The sequence below is a fragment of the Rhizobium terricola genome, assembly GCF_012927355.1.
GTDB classification, from domain to species: domain Bacteria; phylum Pseudomonadota; class Alphaproteobacteria; order Rhizobiales; family Rhizobiaceae; genus Allorhizobium; species Allorhizobium terricola.
Map to the genome: position 1 here is coordinate 125,318 of NZ_JABBGK010000007.1, position 16,635 is coordinate 141,952.

At 62.9% G+C, this 16,635-nt stretch carries 17 protein-coding genes and 1 pseudogene; 4 read left to right on the forward strand and 14 right to left on the reverse strand.

All coding sequences use genetic code 11. The features are described 5' to 3' along the window. Positions 1-60: 60 nt before the first annotated feature. The 3 genes from HHL25_RS21300 to HHL25_RS21310 all read left to right on the forward strand — a co-directional run bounded on the left by HHL25_RS21300 (position 61) and on the right by HHL25_RS21310 (position 2,216). Positions 61-780 (forward strand): GntR family transcriptional regulator, encoded by a 720-nt coding sequence (locus tag HHL25_RS21300; protein WP_169595251.1) that lies wholly within the window; start codon positions 61-63, stop codon positions 778-780. Then, positions 777-1,562: a pyrroline-5-carboxylate reductase gene (locus HHL25_RS21305; protein ID WP_169595252.1), complete on the forward strand. Its 786-nt coding sequence runs from the start codon at positions 777-779 to the stop codon at positions 1,560-1,562. The genes HHL25_RS21300 and HHL25_RS21305 overlap by 4 nt, the downstream gene beginning before the upstream one ends. A 189-nt stretch (positions 1,563-1,751) precedes the next feature. Further along, positions 1,752-2,216 carry an RrF2 family transcriptional regulator gene (locus tag HHL25_RS21310; protein WP_169595253.1) on the forward strand — a complete coding sequence of 155 codons (465 nt, stop codon included), beginning with the start codon at positions 1,752-1,754 and terminating at the stop codon, positions 2,214-2,216. On the opposite strand, the gene HHL25_RS21315 is transcribed toward HHL25_RS21310, so the two are convergent. The 4 genes from HHL25_RS21315 to HHL25_RS21325 all read right to left on the reverse strand — a co-directional run bounded on the left by HHL25_RS21315 (position 2,217) and on the right by HHL25_RS21325 (position 4,385). Beyond that, positions 2,217-3,242, reverse strand: coding sequence for an acyl-CoA dehydrogenase family protein (locus HHL25_RS21315; protein ID WP_169595254.1), 1,026 nt, complete (start codon positions 3,240-3,242; stop codon positions 2,217-2,219). It lies immediately after the preceding gene. An 80-nt stretch (positions 3,243-3,322) separates the two neighbouring features. Continuing rightward, entirely contained in the window at positions 3,323-3,448 is a 126-nt protein-coding gene (locus HHL25_RS23655; RefSeq protein ID WP_261345130.1) for a hypothetical protein, read from the reverse strand. A 13-nt stretch (positions 3,449-3,461) separates the two neighbouring features. Further along, positions 3,462-3,656: a hypothetical protein gene (locus HHL25_RS21320; RefSeq protein WP_169595255.1), complete on the reverse strand. Its 195-nt coding sequence runs from the start codon at positions 3,654-3,656 to the stop codon at positions 3,462-3,464. 180 nt (positions 3,657-3,836) lie between these two features. After that, positions 3,837-4,385, reverse strand: a complete 549-nt coding sequence (locus tag HHL25_RS21325) for a flavin reductase family protein (protein WP_169595256.1) — start codon at positions 4,383-4,385, stop codon at positions 3,837-3,839. 174 nt (positions 4,386-4,559) lie between these two features. On the opposite strand from HHL25_RS21325, the gene HHL25_RS21330 reads away from it, so the two are divergent. Then, on the forward strand, positions 4,560-6,020 hold the full coding sequence (locus tag HHL25_RS21330; RefSeq protein ID WP_169595257.1) for an FAD/NAD(P)-binding protein: 1,461 nt from the start codon (positions 4,560-4,562) through the stop codon (positions 6,018-6,020). Between the two features lie 68 nt (positions 6,021-6,088). Here the strand turns inward: HHL25_RS21330 and HHL25_RS21335 are convergent, their stop codons facing one another. From HHL25_RS21335 to HHL25_RS21380, 10 genes and pseudogenes are all read right to left on the reverse strand, one after another. Next, a complete protein-coding gene (locus tag HHL25_RS21335; protein ID WP_169595258.1) occupies positions 6,089-6,916 on the reverse strand; it encodes an ABC transporter ATP-binding protein in 828 nt (275 codons plus the stop codon). Positions 6,917-6,926: 10 nt separating this feature from the next. After that, positions 6,927-7,763 (reverse strand): ABC transporter permease subunit, encoded by an 837-nt coding sequence (locus HHL25_RS21340; protein ID WP_169595259.1) that lies wholly within the window; start codon positions 7,761-7,763, stop codon positions 6,927-6,929. A 73-nt stretch (positions 7,764-7,836) separates the two neighbouring features. Next, complete coding sequence (gene ssuD, locus HHL25_RS21345; protein ID WP_169595260.1) at positions 7,837-9,006, reverse strand: FMNH2-dependent alkanesulfonate monooxygenase; 1,170 nt, start codon at positions 9,004-9,006, stop codon at positions 7,837-7,839. A 24-nt stretch (positions 9,007-9,030) separates the two neighbouring features. Further along, the gene (locus HHL25_RS21350; RefSeq protein WP_169595261.1) at positions 9,031-9,993 is read right to left on the reverse strand and encodes an aliphatic sulfonate ABC transporter substrate-binding protein; all 963 of its coding nucleotides are present in this window, start codon (positions 9,991-9,993) and stop codon (positions 9,031-9,033) included. A 28-nt stretch (positions 9,994-10,021) separates the two neighbouring features. After that, entirely contained in the window at positions 10,022-10,984 is a 963-nt protein-coding gene (locus tag HHL25_RS21355; RefSeq protein ID WP_169595262.1) for an aliphatic sulfonate ABC transporter substrate-binding protein, read from the reverse strand. A gap of 252 nt (positions 10,985-11,236) precedes the next feature. Beyond that, complete coding sequence (mgrA, locus tag HHL25_RS21360) at positions 11,237-12,280, reverse strand: L-glyceraldehyde 3-phosphate reductase (RefSeq protein ID WP_169595263.1); 1,044 nt, start codon at positions 12,278-12,280, stop codon at positions 11,237-11,239. A 75-nt stretch (positions 12,281-12,355) separates the two neighbouring features. Then, positions 12,356-13,618 (reverse strand): SfnB family sulfur acquisition oxidoreductase, encoded by a 1,263-nt coding sequence (locus HHL25_RS21365; RefSeq protein WP_169595264.1) that lies wholly within the window; start codon positions 13,616-13,618, stop codon positions 12,356-12,358. A 10-nt stretch (positions 13,619-13,628) separates the two neighbouring features. Further along, entirely contained in the window at positions 13,629-14,897 is a 1,269-nt protein-coding gene (locus tag HHL25_RS21370) for an SfnB family sulfur acquisition oxidoreductase (protein WP_169595265.1), read from the reverse strand. A 36-nt stretch (positions 14,898-14,933) separates the two neighbouring features. Continuing rightward, positions 14,934-16,340, reverse strand: coding sequence for an LLM class flavin-dependent oxidoreductase (locus HHL25_RS21375; RefSeq protein WP_169595266.1), 1,407 nt, complete (start codon positions 16,338-16,340; stop codon positions 14,934-14,936). A 186-nt stretch (positions 16,341-16,526) separates the two neighbouring features. After that, a pseudogene (locus HHL25_RS21380) lies at positions 16,527-16,635 on the reverse strand (IS110 family transposase); the annotation flags it as partial.

Genomic DNA, 16,635 nt, shown 5'->3' on the forward strand with positions numbered 1-16,635 from the left:
ACATTGCCGCCAGTGCGGTCATCTGCGGTATGGTCGCCTGAAGTACGAAAGGATCGATACGTGGCAGATGAACTTGAACCGAAGCGCGCGCGTGGCACGGGGTGGAAAAGCGTCTATGACACGTTGAGAAGCGAGATCCTCGCACTCACGCTCGCGCCGGGCCAACTGCTCGACGAGACGACCCTGGCCGAACGCTTCGACATGTCGCGCTCGCCTGTGCGCGAAGCACTCATCCGGCTGGCCGGCGAAGAACTCGTAGTGACGCTGTCGAACCGCAGCACGATCGTCGCGCCGATCGAGGTTGCGAGTTTCCCGAAATATGTCGAGGCGCTGGATATCGCCCAGCGGATGAACACCCGACTGGCGGCGGCGCTGCGAACCGAGGCCGACCTCAAGGTCATCGCGAAGCGCCAGAAGGAATTCGAAGCGGCCGTCAGGAGCGAAAATCACCTGGCCATGTCGGAAGCCAACAAACGCTTTCACATGGCCATCGCCGAGGCGGGCAAGAACCCTTACCTCGCGTCATTCTACGAGAGGCTGCTCGGGCAAGGGCAACGCATGCTGCATCTGCACTTCGAATATCTCGAGCGGACTCATGAAGGATACCTGTTGACCGACGAACACAACCTCATGCTGGAAGCGATCCGTGACCGGAACGTGGAACGGGCCGACGCGCTCGCGCATGCCCATACCCGACAGTTCCAGGAAAACTTCATCAACTTCATGCGCGAAAACTACATGACCGATGTCTCGCTCAATCCGCTGAGCGCTGCCGAATGACTTTGATTTCGGATCGCACCATCGGCTTCGTCGGAACCGGAGCCATCACGCAGGCATTGGTCAGGGGGATCTTGCGTAACCCGGCTCTTGCCGGATCGGTGATCGTGTCGCCGCGCAATGCGGAGACCGCGGGCGCTCTCGCCGCGGAATTCTCGGACCTGCGCGTTGCTTCGGACAACCAGTCCGTCATCGACGGATCCGAAACGGTCTTCCTCGCCATTCGCCCGCAGATCGCCGAGGAGGTTATCCGCCCCCTCGTCTTTCGGCGCGGCCAGCGCGTCATCAGCATCATCGCGGCGACCGAGCGCCAGACCCTTCTCGAGTGGATCGGCACGGATGTCCAGCTGACGCAGGCGGTGCCGTTGCCCTTCGTCGAGGACCGGGAGGGTGTCACCGCGATCTTTCCACCCGACGAATTCACCGCTGCCCTGTTCAATTCGCTCGGCACGGCCGTCCAGTGCGAAACCCTTGAGGAATACGACCTGCTTGCCGCAGCGAGCGCCACCATGGCCACCTATTTCGGAATGATGGATCGCGTCATCGATTGGCTCGAGCACAAGGGAATGCCGCGCGCCGGCGGGCGACAATATGTTTCCGCGCTTTTTGCCAGCCTTTCCCAGGTCGCCGTCCGAAGAGACGATGTGCCGCTCGGCCACCTGTCGAAGGAATTCGCCACGAAGGGCGGGCTCAACGAGCAGGTGTGGATGGATTTCGACCGCAATGGCGGGACGAAGGCGCTTCTCGACGGACTGGACCGTGTTCTCGCCCGCATTCGCGGATGACCGGGAAAAATCAGGAATTGAAGCACAGGTTCCGAAGAAGTCACCCGAACGGCCTATCTGGGCGGCACAAAGCGAGAGTTAGCGCTTGCACGCTTAACAAGTAAAAACTATCTATTTTAGGGAATATAGCCGCGACACGGCTGGCCAGCCACAGGCCGCCAGCTTGCAAGAACCTGATCGAGTCCCGCAATGCTCACGAAAAAAGGCAAATACGGATTGAAGGCGCTGGTCGATCTGGCCCAGCTCGCTCCGGGCGAAACCGCGTTCGTCACCGAAATCGCCACGCGTAACAACATCCCGAAGAAGTTTCTCGACACCATCCTTCTCGAATTGCGAAACAACGGCATCCTTCGATCGAAGAAGGGGCCGAACGGCGGCTATTCGCTGTCCAAGCCGGCAAGCGAGATCATGATCGGTCAGGTCATCCGGGCACTCGACGGCCCGCTTGCCCCGATCCGCTGCGCGAGCCGCACCGCCTTCGAAGCCTGTGACGACTGCGCCGACCCGGAAGCTTGTCAGGTGAGACTGTCGATGACCGAGGTGCGCGACGCCATCGCCACAATCCTCGACAACATGACGCTGACCCAGTTCACCGAAGGCAAGAAGGGTGCTTCCGCACTCCTGGCCGAGCCGCAGGCAATAAGCCTTTCCTGATCAGTGCGACCGTGGCTGGCGGGCCGAGATGGCCTGCCTGCCAAGAGCCTTGACCTCAGGCTCGTCGGCACGAAGGTCGAGCCTGCCATCATTCAGGCCCCGCGCGGCGATCCCGAGGATCGAGGCAAGCCGCCGTGCATCTGCAATCGTCGTGACGGATGCATTGACCTGCGCCACGTCTATCGCTTCCGCCACGAGCGCCAGCAGCGCGCCAAGCGTCTCTATCTCCACCTCGCCCTTGCCAACGAGAAATTCATCGACGCCCGACACATCGGTCGTCGCGGCCAGACGCTCTCTGGCAAGGCGGCGCGCCCTGCCGAGGGAGATCGCGGCAGCGAGGAGCCGCGCCAACGCTTCCGACATCGCGGGCGCTTGATGCGAGAGCGGAAGCACGGCATCTGCAGCAACATGCACACCGTCGAACACGACCGTGGCAACACGTCCTGCATCACCGAGAGGCTGGCCGACAATACCGGGCGTGCCACGTGAGATGAGCAGCAACGCAACCTTTCCCTGGTCGCCCAGGGCGGGTACCGCAAGCCATTCGGCAGCCGAAGAGGTCCTGGTGAACTCCGCCCGCCCGGTCAGTCGGAACCCCATTCCTTCCGGCTCAAAGGATGTCGTGATCCCTTCCGGGTCAATCCCGATCGCGGCAGGTCCGCTGAAGCGATCCCCTGATGCGACCCTCGCGAAAACACTCCGCCGCTGCTCATCGGATCCGCCGCTGCGGACCGTTTCCAATGCCACGCAGTGCGAAGCGAAGGCTTCGGCGAGATCTTGCGAAAGTTCGGCCAGAAGGGCGACCGCATCGGCGAGGATGATGTTGGAGACGTCGAGACCACCGAAATCACTCGGTACCGACACCGCCAGCAGACCGGATGGCCCCAGAATGTCTGCTGCGGCCTCGCGCGTCGGCTCGGCCGGCGTGGGGCGCAGGGCCGACGCAATGGCTACCACGGTGTCTTCCGCGTCGATACGGGAGGGCACAGGGCGCAGGTGCTCATGCAGATGCGTGATGGTTCCCATCGCTTTATCCTCGAATACTCGTCCCGGCGGAGACCGCGGCTTTGCCGAGCGCCGGTCGACGACAGAGAACACGTGTGCCGTCAAAGCAGGACGACGATGGATGCGATGAAGAACACTGCGCAGGCGACGGCCACATGCGCCAGGCGATCCGCCGGTGCTGATGTGTTCGTACGGGCATTCAAGGAACTCGACTGAAACTGGGCCATGATCGCCTCCTGACTAGAGAACCGGGAACATGCCCCAGAAAAAGAAGTTTTCGCGGTCGCGGGCCGACTTGGCACCCTCGCCGGATTGTAGAGCTTCGGTCTCTTCCGCGGGCGGCGAGATTTCGCTCGGCGTTGAGCGATCAACCTTCGCAGGCCGGCGCGAGATCCCGAACAGATCGAAGGAAAAGGTCTCTATACCGAAAGGCATGTCTTCATTCCTCCTGCTGCGCTCATCATGAGCAGATGCCCCAGTGTCGCCGCATTTTGCCTGATCGTCAATATTTTCGATAAAAACACTATTCTATTATGCAGAGCCGGCTTGGCACATCTTTCCGCCGGTCGAGGCGACGGGAAAAAATGTCGAAGCCCGGCCCCGGAGGGGCGTCCGTCACCCGCCAAATGCCGAATAGCGACCGTTGCCATAGACCAGGGAGCCGCCGCCGAGAACGCGGATGCCAACGACACGACCGATAACGATCGCGTGGCTGTGGCGCTCCAGCACCTCTTCAACCTCACAGTCGATCGCTGATGCCGCATCTTCCAGGACGGGTGCACCGGAGACGAGCGTGGTCCAGCTGGCGCCGCGATAACGGTCCGGCCCCTTGAGACCGCCCCGACCAGCGAACTGGTTTGCCAGGCCTTCATGCAGCGGACCGACGATGTTGACGCAGAAGTGTCCATAACGCTCGACCACCGGCCAGGTCGATGACGTCCGGTTAAGGGAGACGAGCATGCGCGGCGGTTCAACCGAAAGGGCAGTAGCCGACGTCACGGTCGCACCCGTGCGCGCTTCTCCCTCGCCGGCCGTAATGATGCTGACGCCGCCCGTCAGATTGCGGAGCGCAGACTTCAGTCCGTCCGCGTCGACGGCGTGCTCCGCAGCCGCGTAGATCGGGTCGCGCCTGACCAGGCCGATATTGATGGAAGAGCTGCTCATCGGGAACTCCGTGGAAGATGGCGAACACATGTCGGGGAACATTTCTAACGGCGCAAACGTCGTTATCGTAGACATCCGATTTCATAATCTATATATTTTATAGAAAATATGTCCGTGCCAATTGTGTTCGGAGGCACTTTCGAGGCCCGCCGCTTCAACCGAAGGGAGAACGGAATGCTGCGAATTACCCTGCCCTTTGAAAGACATATCACGCCGCTCGGCAACCGGCGTTGCCGCGTCGCCATCATCGGCGGCGGCTTCACTGGTGCCTCGCTCGCCCGCGAGCTGGCAATTGCCTCCGACTGGGGCGAACATGAGATCACGATCTTCGAACCGCGCTCCTCGCTTGGGTCGGGCCTTGCCTACGACACCACCGATCCGGCGCTCAGACTGAATGTCGAGGCAGCGCGCATGCGTGCCACCCCCGGAGAACCCGGGGCGTTTGTCCGCTGGCTCGAAACCAGCGGCACGATCGAAGCGGACCCCGACGCTCGCACGGAAACCGGCGCCATCTATGCCCGCCGTGCCGATTTCGCCCGCTTCATGGCCGAAACGATGCACCCGCTTCTCGACAACGGCTCCATTCGACATGTCCGCGAAGGCGTGGAAACCGTGAAGAGGAACGGCCGCGGATGGCGTGTGAGTGGTCGTCTCGGGACGGTGATCGATGCGGACATCGTCGTCATCGCCACGAGCCACCCCAAACCCAAGGCACCCGGCATGGTCGCCCTGGCACTCAATGGCCATCCGCGCTTCATCGCCGATCCGGCAAGGGCGGATGCCCTGGCGCCGATCCGGCGAGGCGAGCGGGTCCTGGTGCTCGGCGCCGGCCTGACGGCACTCGACATCGTGGCATCGCTTCGCCATCGCGGTCATGACGGAGAAATCGTGGCATTTTCCCGGTCTGGTCTGTTGCCCCAGGCACAGTCGCCCGTACAGCCGGCTTCCACGGGTAACTTCGTGCTTCCGGCTCCATCCAGCGCGCGTAACGTCCTGCGACGGGTCCGGCTGGCCATCGCCGATGCCGAGCGTGCCGGCCTGCCGTGGCAAAGAGTGTTCGATGCCCTGCGCCAGCAAGGCCAGACGATCTGGCAGGCGCTGACCGAAGCCGAACAGTCTCGTCTGCTCCGGCATCTTCGACGACGGTTCGAAACACATCGCTACAGGATGCCGCCACAGGTTGCCGCCCTTGTCCGCCGGGCCGTCGATGACGGAGGCCTCAGCTTCCGGGCCGGCCGCATCTGTCGCGTCGAGCGCGGCGCCCACGCTATTTCCGTCGACCTGATCGTCAGGCCGGAAGGCGTCGTGGAGAGACAGAGCTTCGAGTGGGTGGTGGTGGCGACCGGACCGGATCACAAGGGCGCCATCGCCGCTCAACCTTACCTCACCGATCTGGAAGCAGACGGCCTGGTGAAGGCGGACCCTCATGGGCTTGGCATTGCCTGCGACCGGCAAAGCCGCGCGATTGGGCAGAACGACCTGGCTGTGGAAGGCCTCTTCATCGCCGGTCCGTTGGCACGGGGCACTTTTGGCGAACTGACCGGCGTTCCCGAGATTGCCGCGCAATGCGAACAGATTGCCTCGATGATCCTAGAAGGCAACGCCACTCGCCACTTATTCTTCAAGCATTCCTAGTCGCAAGACGGCCTCCTATCGTCAGGTCGGAGGCCGTCCCGCCACCCATTCGTTTCCGTTCCTCACCTTCACCCTTCGCCGAGGATCGCGTCGAGCAGCTGCCGCTCCAGCGCGCCGAGGGCGGGATCACCATGATGCCGCGGATGCTCCGCCCGGACCTCGAGATCGAGGGCAATTCGACCTTCATCGAGCACGATCACCCGATCCGCAAGGTTCACCGCCTCACTGACATCGTGGGTGACGAGGACGGCCGTGAAGCCGAGTTCACGCCAAACGCGGCTGATGAGCTGTTGCATGGTAATGCGGGTCAGCGCATCGAGCGCCCCGAGCGGTTCGTCCAGCACAAGCAGGCCGGGTCTGCTGACCAACGCTCGCGCCAGCGCGACGCGCTGCCGCTGACCGCCGGACAGGCGAGACGGCCATTGTGCAGCCTTTTCGGGAAGCTGAACCTCTTCCAGGGCCGCCAGCGCTTCACGCCGCGCGGTGGATGGGTCGACACCCTCGCCCAGCCCAACCACGACATTGTCCAGCACGCTTGCCCAGGGCAGAAGCCGTGGCTCCTGAAAGACGATGCGCGCATTCGGCGACGCCGGGTGGCCATCGGTGTCGCCGAAGCCAACCGATCCGGCACTCTGTTCGTCGAGGCCTACCAGCAGCCGCAGGAGCGTGCTCTTGCCGCAACCGCTCTTGCCGACGATTGCGAGAAACTGGCCCTCAGGAACGTCCAGATCGATCCCCCGCAGGACGTGATTGTCGCCGAAACGCTTTTCGACGCCGCGCAGACGAATGGCCACGGGGCCGGTTCGATCCGCGGCGACCGGACCTTTGGCATCATCCGGATCGGCCTTCAGGTATTCCGGGCGCTCCGCGAGCATGTGAAGAGAATAGCGGTTCATGGTTCGCTCCTCAGCGTTGATAGGCGGGGTTCCAGGAAAGGCTGCGCCGCTCGAGTGCCCGGGCGATCATGTCCGCCAGCTTGCCAAGTGCCGCGTAGATCAGCAGCGACAACACGACGACGTCGGTCATCATGAACTCGCGCGCTTCATTGGCCATGTGCCCGATGCCCGAGGAGGCAGCGATCGATTCCGAGACGATCAGCGTCAGCCACATGATTCCGAGTGCATAGCGCAAGCCGACGAAGATCGAGGGCAGCGCACCAGGAAAGATGACCTTGCGGAACAAGGTGAAGCCGCTCATGCCATAGACCCGGCCCATTTCCAGCAGGTCGCGGTCAACGTTGCGCACGCCGTGGAACGTATTGAGATAGACGGGGAAGAGCACGCCGAGCGAAGTGAGGAAAAGCTTCGATTCCTCGCCGATGCCGAACCACAATATGACGAGCGGGATCATCGCCAGATGCGGGATGGTGCGTAGCATCTGCAGGGTCGTGTCGGTCAGTTGCTCCGACAGTCGGGAGACGCCGTTGGCGATGCCGAGAGCCAGCCCGATAGAGCCGCCGACCACGAGACCAGCCAGGGCACGGGCGCCACTGACGGCGATGTCGTGCAGCAGCGCACCGCTGCTCAACTGGTCGACGAAGGCAAGAACCACATCGCTTGGCGCCGGCATGACGCGCGACGAGATCCACCCCGCCGACGACAGGAGCTGCCAGACGACAATCACTGCGACCGGAAGCAGGAAGGGCAGGAACGGTCCGAGGTGAACGGACGGCAGCCGGACCGAGAGCCGGGCCTCGCGCCGGCGCTCGGTCCGGGCTTCCGTTGCGATGTCATATGCGGTCATGGGGTGCTCCTCTTGCCTGTGCCTCACGTCGGCGAGTGGTCAACCGACGTGAGGCTATCCATGGATCCCGGGCTCAAGAGCCGGAAACGAGCTTGACGTTGCCGCCGTGACCACCCCCGCCGAAGACCTGACGCTCGCCGAATGAAGAGCGGATCTGGTTGCGGGGGCCGCCGAGACCGATCTCCGGGAACAGCAGTTCGGCGACGGTATAGGCTTCCTCGAGATGCGGATAACCGGAGGCGACAATCGTATCGATGCCGAGCTCCTGATATTCGCGCAGGCGCGCCGCCACCGTTTTCGGAGAGCCGACGAGCGCGGTGCCGGCGCCCGAACGAACCAGGCCAATGCCGGCCCAGAGGTTCGGCGAGACTTCCAGCTTGTCGCGTCGACCGTTGTGGAGCGCCACCATACGGGCCTGACCGACGGAGTCGGAGTTCTTGGCGAACACCTCCTGGGCCGCAGCGATTGCTTCGTCGGAGAGTTTCGAGATGAGCTTGTCGGCGGCCGCCCATGCCTCTTCGTCAGTCTCGCGGACGATGAAGTGCAGCCTTATGCCGAAGCTCACGGTCCGGCCCTTGGCGGCAGCCGCCTTGCGCACGGTGGCGATCTTTTCGGCGACCTGTGCCGGCGGTTCGCCCCAAGTCAGGTACTTGTCGACCAGACCTGCGGAGAACTCGATCGCCGCATCCGACGACCCGCCGAAGTAGAGCGGCGGACGCGGTTCCTGGACCGGCGGAATGCCGAGCTGGGCGTCCAGCGCCTTGATGTACTTTCCGTCGAGATTGGCCTTGCCGGTCTCGATCAGGCTGTTGAAGACCTGGAAAAACTCATCGGCATGGGCATAGCGCTCATCATGCGGAAGGAAGATGCCGTCTCCGGCGAGTTCCTGGGCACTGCCGCCGGCGACGATGTTCAGAAGCAGGCGCCCATTGGACACACGATCGAGCGTCGAGGCAAGGCGGGCATAATAGGCCGGGGATGCCGTGCCCGGGCGGATCGCGACGAGAAACTTCAGCTTCTCCGTCACCGCCGCGAGATGGCCGGCCAGCACGAAGGATTCCTCGCAGGCGACGCCCGTCGGGATCAGCACGCCGGAATAGCCCAACCGATCGACGGCCGTCGCAATCTCGCGGAAATAACCCGGATCGGCGGGCCGGCTGCGGTCATCGGAGCCGAGATAGGATCCGTCACCCGAAGTCGGTATGAACCAGAGGAAATCGAGCGGTTTTTCTGTCTTCGTCATGTCAATGTCCTTTCAGGAAATGGCTCAACTCGCCTTCGGGCGCCAGACGATGTCGGCGATTGCGAGCTTCTTCGGTAGGATGCCGAGATCGTGGAATTCATCGGCAAGGGCTTGCTGGTAGGTGATCGCCTCGTCGGTCAGCGGATGAACTCTGCCGAGATCGGCGCCCTTGCGCGTCAGCACGGTTCGCGTGACCTCGGCCGTTACGCCGGTGATCTGCGAAAGTGCGGCAACCGTCTCGTCGAGATGGGACTGGGCCCAGGCACCGGTGATCGCCAGTTCATCGATCACATCGGCGATCACGTCCGGATTGGCGGCCGTGAAGTCGCCGTTACCGAAATAGAAGCTCCAGCTGTCGACGATGCCCGCCGCCGTGGTCAGCACACGGGCGTGGGGATCTGCCTCGGCGACCGCATAGTAGGGATCCCAGATCGCCCACGCGTCGATGCTGCCGGTCTTGAAGGCGGCAGCGGCATCCGGCGGCGGAAGATCGACCGCCTCCACGTCGCCGATCGAAAGACCCGCCTTGCGCAAGGCCTTGACCGTGAAGTTATGGGCGCTCGATCCGCGTTTGAAAGCGACCTTCCTGCCCTTCAGGTCTTCAAGCTTGTTAAGGCCCGAGTCCTTGTGGACGAGAATGGCCGACCCGGTGGAGGGGCCGCGATAGGTCCCGACATAAAGCAGATTGCCACCGGCCGCCTGGGCGAAGAGCGGAGGTACGTCGCCGGTCGGACCGAAGTCGAGCGAGCCGGCGCCCAGCGCCTCCAGCAGCGGCGGACCGGAGGTGAATTCGGCCCATGTCACGGTGACGCCGTGCCTGGCGAGACGCTTTTCCAGAGCGCCGGTGCGCTTTGCGAGCGCCAGCACGCCATTCTTCTGCCAACCAATGCGGAACTCGGTTGCTGCCCGGGCCGGCCGTATGGCGGGCATGGCGAGCGACGTTGCCGCCGCTCCGATCAGGGCCAAGCTTTGCCTGCGCGTAATCATCTGGTCTCTCCGTTGCGGGTTGACGGGCTCAGCTGGCTTTTGCGCGCCAGACGATGTCCGAGATGGTGAGTTTCCTGGGCAGAACCCCCAGCGCGTGGAAATCGTCGGCCAGGGCCTGCTGGTAGGCGACGGCCTCGTCCGAGATAGGGGCGACCTTTCCGAGATCAGAACCGGCCCGCGTCAGGGTGACGCGGGTAACGTCCACGGGAACACCGGTGATCTGCGAAAGCGCATCCGCGGTTCCATCGATGTTCGCCTGGGCGGCTGCACCGACCTTTGCGAGCTCGTCGAGGATCTCGGTGATCAGATCCGGATTTTCCGCCGCGAACTTGCCGTTGCCGAGGAAATAACCCCAGGCCTCGACAATACCCTCGGAGGTGCTCAGCAGGCGGGCGTTCGGATCCTTCTCGGCGATGGCGAAATAGGGATCCCAGATCGACCAGGCGTCGACGCTTCCATTCTTGAAGGCGGCCGCCGCGTCCGGCGGCGGCAGATCGACGCTCTCGACATCGGCGGGCGTCAGTCCAGCCTTGGCAAGCGCCTTGAAGGCGAAGTTGTGGGCGCTCGACCCGCGCTTGTAGGCGAGCTTGACGCCCTTGAGGTCTGAAAGAGCCTCGATCGGGGAATCCTTGTGCACCAGGATTCCGTGGAAAGCCGCCGGCGGCTTGTAGGTGCCGACATAGACCAGATCACCGCCCGCGGCCTGAGCAAAAAGCGGCGGCACGTCGCCGGTCGGACCGAAATCGAGAGCCCCTGCGCCGAGCGCCTCGAGCAACGGCGGGCCGGAGGTGAATTCGGACCATTCGATCGCAATGCCGCGATCGGCGAAGCGCTTTTCGAGCGCCCCTTGCTGCTTGGCAAGTGCCAGAACCCCGAATTTCTGCCAGCCGATGCGGATGACCTTGGCTTCGGCACGCGCCGCCCCGGCAAACGGAACAGCGAATACGGCAAGTGCCGCGGCGAGTTTGAGACCCTGTCTCCTGGTAATCATGTCCGACCTCCGATCGAGCGCCTCACGAGCGCCGCTAAACGATGGCCTTACGGTAATATTCTCTATAGTTTTTGTAAGGAATTTTATTCCAACCAATCGGCCCGAGCGGAGATTATCTGCCGCGGCAACAGCGATTCCGTGAAGCGGAAGAGCCGATATGACCGCATCGCATTCCAACTCGTACGCGCGCCAAAGCGTGGCGAAACGGCGTTCATCACCGTCCAGCCACGCCTATTGCCGGCAGCCGCGTTCTCAAACCGCCTGATCGTGCGACGGCTTTTCCCAGAGATTGACCCCGCCCTCGACCGCATAGCGGTCGATCTCGGAGAGCTCCTCGTCCGTGAACGACAGACCGTTCAGCGCGGCCACGTTCTCCTCGACCTGCGCGGCCGAACTGGCGCCGATCAGCGCGGAGGTGACACGCGGGTCGCGCAACACCCAGGCCAGAGCCAACTGGGCGAGGGACTGGCCACGGCGGGCGGCGATCTCGTTCAAGGACCGCGCCCGTTCGATGTTTTCCTCCTTGAGATGCTCTGGCCTCAGGAAGTCGCCGCCGGGACGATTGACCCGGGTGTCCACCGGAATGCCGTTCAGGTACTTGCCGGTCAGCAATCCCTGAGCCAGCGGCGTGAAGGCGATGACACCGGCCCCGACCTCCCCGGACGCGGCGAGCAGGTCCTTTTCGATCCAGCGGTTGAACAGGTTGTAGGACGGCTGGTTGATCAGCAACGGCACGCCCCGCTCCGCCAACAGCGTGGCGATCTCGCGCGTCTTGTTGCCGGAATAGGACGAGATGCCGACATAGAGCGCCTTGCCCTGCTCGACGGCGGAAGCCAGTGCGGAGGCGGTCTCCGCGAGCGGGGTCTCGGCATCGAAGCGGTGCGAATAGAAGATATCCACGTAGTCGACGCCGAGCCGTTGCAGGCTCTGGTCGAGGCTTGCGAGCAGCGCCTTGCGGGAGCCGCCACCCCGTCCGTAGGGGCCCGGCCACATGTCCCAGCCCGCCTTGGTGGAGATGATCAGTTCGTCGCGGTGACCGGCGAGATCCTGCTTCAGGACGCGACCGAAATTGATCTCGGCGCTGCCAGCCGGCGGTCCGTAATTGTTGGCGAGGTCGAAATGGGTGATCCCGAGATCAAAGGCCTTGAAAAGGATGGATCGCTGCGTGTCGAGCGGCGTCGTGTCGCCGAAATTGTGCCAGAGACCGAGCGAAATTGCCGGTAGTTTGAGGCCGCTGCAGCCGACACGGCGATAGATGGCGTTGTCATAACGGCCGGGCGCGGGAATGTAGGTCATCGAGTGTTTCCATCTGGACAAAAAGAGCCGGGCACAGGTCATCGACCTGGCCCGGCAAGTTGGACTTGCCCCGAACTAGAGGGCACCATGCCTCGGCGGCAATTGGCCGTTGAGGTAGTAGTTGCCGATATGGTGGTATTTCCAGCGCACCGGATCGTGCAGCGAATGGGTGCGGGCATTGCGCCAGAACCGGTCGAGGCCATAGCTTTCGAGCGTAGAACGGGCGCCGCCGAGTTCGATCAGCTTGTTCGCGGCCAGTTGCGCGACTTCGGTTCCGAGCGCCTTGACCTCGGCGACAGCAATCGAAGCCTCCGCGACAGTCCTTTCGTTCGGATTGGCGGTTGCAATGTCCAGCAGCCGTCCCGAGCGTGCCAGCAGCGCATCGGCCGCATGAACGCGGATCGTCACATCGCCGATCTGGTGGATCGAATGCGGATCCTCGTAGCCGTGGTCGATCGAGAGCTCAAAGAAAGGACGCGCGTGAGCTCGGATGTAGGAAATCGCCTCGGCCAGGGCACCCCTGGCAAGCCCCACCTGCACGGCCGAGTGGATGATCTGGGCGAATGGCCCCATCGGCGTTGGCTTTTCGAAAACGACGTCGTGGTCAACGATCTGGAACGGCGTTATCTCGACGTCGTCGAAGGTCACCGTGCCGCTGCCGGTCGACCGCTGGCCGAAGGACGACCAGTCGTCCACAAGGTCAAGGCCAGGCGTGGCGCGGTCAACGAAGACGATGTGGACCCGGCCCACCTCGTCTTTCGCCACGGCAACGATAACGTGGGCGAAAAGCGAACCGGTCGCATAGAATTTCTGACCGTTGAGCAGCAGCCTGCCGTCGCGTTTCACGAAGCTCGTCTTGTAGTCGACCGGCGTCCTGGTGCCGATTTCCGTGAAGGCGTTGCCAAGACGATCCCCATCGAGGATACGCGTGAAATAGTGCCTCTTCTGCTCTTCCGAGTCGGCAAGCCGCAGCGCTTCCACCATGTAGAAGTGGTTCTGCGGGATCTGACCGATCGATGAATCGGCCGCCGAGATGATCGCGGTCACCTCGGCGAGCGTGACGGCGGAGACGCCGGCTCCGCCATACTCCTTCGGTACGGTGATCGCCCAGAGGCCGGACTGCGAGAAGCGCTCGATCTCGGCGATCGGCAAACGTCGCTCGCGGTCGCGGGCGACGGCACCCGCCGCGAATTCGCGCGCCAGTTCCTTTGCCACGGCAATCGCCTCGACATCGTCCTTGATGACGTTGGCTTTCACGCGACGCGGCGGGATATGGGGTGCCGGGCGGCCTGCCGTCAACGCGGCCTCCCGGTGGAGTTTCCTGTCGTTCTGGCTCATTCGCCTCACCTCAGTTCCACGCATGACGCGGCGGGTTGACGCCGTTCAGGTAGTAGTTGCCGACATGGTAGAACTTCCAGCGGACGGGATCGTGGAGCGTATGCACGCGGGCATTTCGCCAATGACGATCAAGACCGTGCTCAGCCAGCGTCGAACGGGTGCCGGCAAGCTCGAACAGCTTGTTGGTGGCAAGGATGGCGATCTCGGTTGTCAGCACCTTGGATTCTGCCGTCTTGATGGTCGCTTCCGAAACCGTACCCTCGTTCGGATCGGCATCGGCCACGTCGATCGCACGTCCGGCAATCTCGAGCAGGGCCTTGGCTGCGTGCAGCTTGATCTGGAGATCGCCGATGGCCGCAATGGTGAAGAGATCCTCGCCTGCGGTCTCCTTGCCGCTATCGAGCCACGGCCGGCTGTGGGTCTTGACGAAAGCGATGGTATCCTCGATCGCGCCACGGGCGATCCCGAGGTCGATCGCCGACTGGATGATCTGCGATACCGGTCCGGCCACTGTCGGATGCTCGAAGGACGTGACGTGCAACGCACGGGCCTTCGGTACCTTGACGCTCTCGATCCGGACACCGCCGGACGCGGTGGTGCGCTGCCCGAAGCTCGACCAGTTGTTGGTGACCGTCAGGCCTTCGGCATCGCGGTCGGCGAAGACCAGATAGGCCTGCCCATCCTCGGTGACGGCAACGATCGGCACGACATGGGCGAGAAGCGCGCCCGTGGTGTAGAACTTCTCGCCGTTGACGATCGCATCGTTGCCCTCGAAGCGAACGCGCGTCTCGAAGGCAGCAACCGTCTTCGACTTCAACTCGGAAAAGGCATTGCCGAACCGGATGCCCGACAGCGCCAGGGCAAAGAGATCGCGCTTCTGCTCGTCGGTCCCGTCGAGGTCGATCGTGCCGACGATCGCAAGGTGGTTCTGGGTGATCTGGGCAATCGCCGGATCGGCTGCCGCAATGGTCTCGATCACCTTGGCAAGCGTGGCGTAGGAAACGCCGGGGCCCCCGTAGGCCTTCGGCACGTTGATGCTCCACAGACCGCTCTGCGAATACTCGTCGAGTTCGGCAATCGGCAGCAGCCCCTCGCGGTCACGCAGGGCAGCGCCGACCTTGAACCGCTCGGCAAGCCGCTCGGCGATCTCGATGGCCTCGGCGTCCGTCTTGATGACGTGGGCCGGCGTCGCCGGGCGCGGGCGCGGCGCCACCGGATCGGTAGAATTGACGCGCGGGTGAATGGAATAGTCGATCTTGGTTTCGGGAAGAGTGCCCATGGTCATGTCCTCATTGAGAAAAGGGGAAAGAAAAAATCAGCTTCCGGTTGGACGCAGCGCTTCGGCGCGCTTGATCGCCTCGATGTCGCGATACCGGGCACCCGGATGCGGAGCCTCGAGCCGGGCGCCGCGACCGAAGAGCTTTTCGCGCAGGGTGCCCGGGCGGTACTCCTTCGGATAAACGCCGCGCTTCTGCAGTTCGGGAACCAGATAGCCGACGATGTTCTCGAAGGTCTCCGGGGTTACCGCATAGGCGAGATTGAAGCCGTCGACACCGGTTTCCTCGACCCATCGCTGCAGCTCGTCGGCAACGGTCGCGGGAGAACCGACGACGACCGGACCCATGCCGCCGACACCACCCCATTCCGCAAGCTCGCGGATCGTCCAGCGCTTGTTCGGGTCGCCTTCCGACAGGCTTTCCACTGCCGAATGGATCGCATTGGTCTCGACCTTGCGGACCAGATCGTCCGGGCGGTATTGCGAGAAATCGATGCCGGTCCAGCCGGACATGAAGACCAGCGAGCCGTCATAGGAAACGTAGTCCAGGTAGTCCCGGAAATTGGCCTTCGCCTTTTCATCCGTTTCGTCGACGATGACCGTCAGGAGGTTATAGATCCTGAGACTGTCCGGCGAGCGACCGGCGGCAACGGCCCTTTGGCGAACGTCGTTGACGTAGTTGCGCAGGATGGTCTTGGTCTGCGCGGCGACGAAGACGCATTCGGCGTGTTCTGCCGCGAACTTCTTGCCAGCCCCGGAGGCGCCGGCCTGATAAAGGACCGGCGTGCGCTGCGGCGAGGGTTCGGTCAACGCATAGCCGGGAACGTCGAAATACTTGCCGCGGTGGCCGATCTCGTGAACCTTTTCCGGCAGCGTGAAGACGCGGTTCTCACGGTCTCGCACGACGGCGCCGTCTTCCCAGGAGCCTTCCAGCAGCTTGTAGATCACCTCGAGATATTCGTTGGCGATATCGTAGCGGTTGTCGTGGCGCTGCAATCCGGCCTGGCCGACATTCTTCGCGCCGCTCTCCAGGTAGGAGGTCACGATGTTCCAGCCGACACGACCCTTGGTGTGGTGGTCAGCCGTCGCGAGACGGCGGGCAAACGTGTAGGGATGCTCGAATGACGTCGAGGCAGTGATGCCGATGCCGAGGTGTTCGGTGGCGAGGGCGATCGGCGCCGCAAGCTGCAGCGGATCGTTGACCGGGATCTGCGCCGCCTGGTGGATGGCGTGATAGTTGTTGCCCTTGTAGACGTCATAGTAGCCGATCACATCGGCGATGAAGATGCCGTCGAAGATGCCGCTCTCCAGCGTCCGGGCGAGATCCTGCCAGTAGTCGAGGTCCTTGTATTTCCACGAGCGGTCCCGCGGATGGGCCCAGAGCCCCGGTGACTGATGGCCAACGCAGTTCATGTCGAAGGCGTTGAAGTGAATGGTCTTGCTCATCGAAAGGCTCCTGCATGCGTCAGCCCGGTTCCAACAGGGGTGCAGCATCGCAGAGCAAGCGGGCAATAACAGTTATTCTATATTTTTTATGGATTAATTGGAGAAAGGTTTTTCTGCAGAAGGGCGATTTGATGAAAACCCCTGAGTCCGCCCCGCGGCCCAAGGGGGGAGCGACTGTCTTGGCAGTCAAGCGTTTTGCCATGGTTTTTCGTCCCGGATGATGGCGTTGAGGATTGTCAGCAGTTTGCGCATGGTAGCGACGACTGCGACGATCCTGGGCTTGCCCGCCGCCACG

Bases quoted from the DNA above. Each gene is read 5' to 3' on its own strand.
- HHL25_RS21305 (WP_169595252.1), top strand. From the start codon at position 777: ATGACTTTGATTTCGGATCGCACCATCGGCTTCGTCGGAACCGGAGCC.
- HHL25_RS21310 (WP_169595253.1), top strand. From the start codon at position 1,752: ATGCTCACGAAAAAAGGCAAATACGGATTGAAGGCGCTGGTCGATCTG.
- HHL25_RS21315 (WP_169595254.1), bottom strand. From the start codon at position 3,242: ATGGGAACCATCACGCATCTGCATGAGCACCTGCGCCCTGTGCCCTCC.
- HHL25_RS23655 (WP_261345130.1), bottom strand. From the start codon at position 3,448: ATGGCCCAGTTTCAGTCGAGTTCCTTGAATGCCCGTACGAACACATCA.
- HHL25_RS21320 (WP_169595255.1), bottom strand. From the start codon at position 3,656: ATGCCTTTCGGTATAGAGACCTTTTCCTTCGATCTGTTCGGGATCTCG.
- HHL25_RS21325 (WP_169595256.1), bottom strand. From the start codon at position 4,385: ATGAGCAGCTCTTCCATCAATATCGGCCTGGTCAGGCGCGACCCGATC.
- HHL25_RS21330 (WP_169595257.1), top strand. From the start codon at position 4,560: ATGCTGCGAATTACCCTGCCCTTTGAAAGACATATCACGCCGCTCGGC.
- HHL25_RS21335 (WP_169595258.1), bottom strand. From the start codon at position 6,916: ATGAACCGCTATTCTCTTCACATGCTCGCGGAGCGCCCGGAATACCTG.
- HHL25_RS21340 (WP_169595259.1), bottom strand. From the start codon at position 7,763: ATGACCGCATATGACATCGCAACGGAAGCCCGGACCGAGCGCCGGCGC.
- ssuD (WP_169595260.1), bottom strand. From the start codon at position 9,006: ATGACGAAGACAGAAAAACCGCTCGATTTCCTCTGGTTCATACCGACT.
- HHL25_RS21350 (WP_169595261.1), bottom strand. From the start codon at position 9,993: ATGATTACGCGCAGGCAAAGCTTGGCCCTGATCGGAGCGGCGGCAACG.
- HHL25_RS21355 (WP_169595262.1), bottom strand. From the start codon at position 10,984: ATGATTACCAGGAGACAGGGTCTCAAACTCGCCGCGGCACTTGCCGTA.
- mgrA (WP_169595263.1), bottom strand. From the start codon at position 12,280: ATGACCTACATTCCCGCGCCCGGCCGTTATGACAACGCCATCTATCGC.
- HHL25_RS21365 (WP_169595264.1), bottom strand. From the start codon at position 13,618: ATGAGCCAGAACGACAGGAAACTCCACCGGGAGGCCGCGTTGACGGCA.
- HHL25_RS21370 (WP_169595265.1), bottom strand. From the start codon at position 14,897: ATGGGCACTCTTCCCGAAACCAAGATCGACTATTCCATTCACCCGCGC.
- HHL25_RS21375 (WP_169595266.1), bottom strand. From the start codon at position 16,340: ATGAGCAAGACCATTCACTTCAACGCCTTCGACATGAACTGCGTTGGC.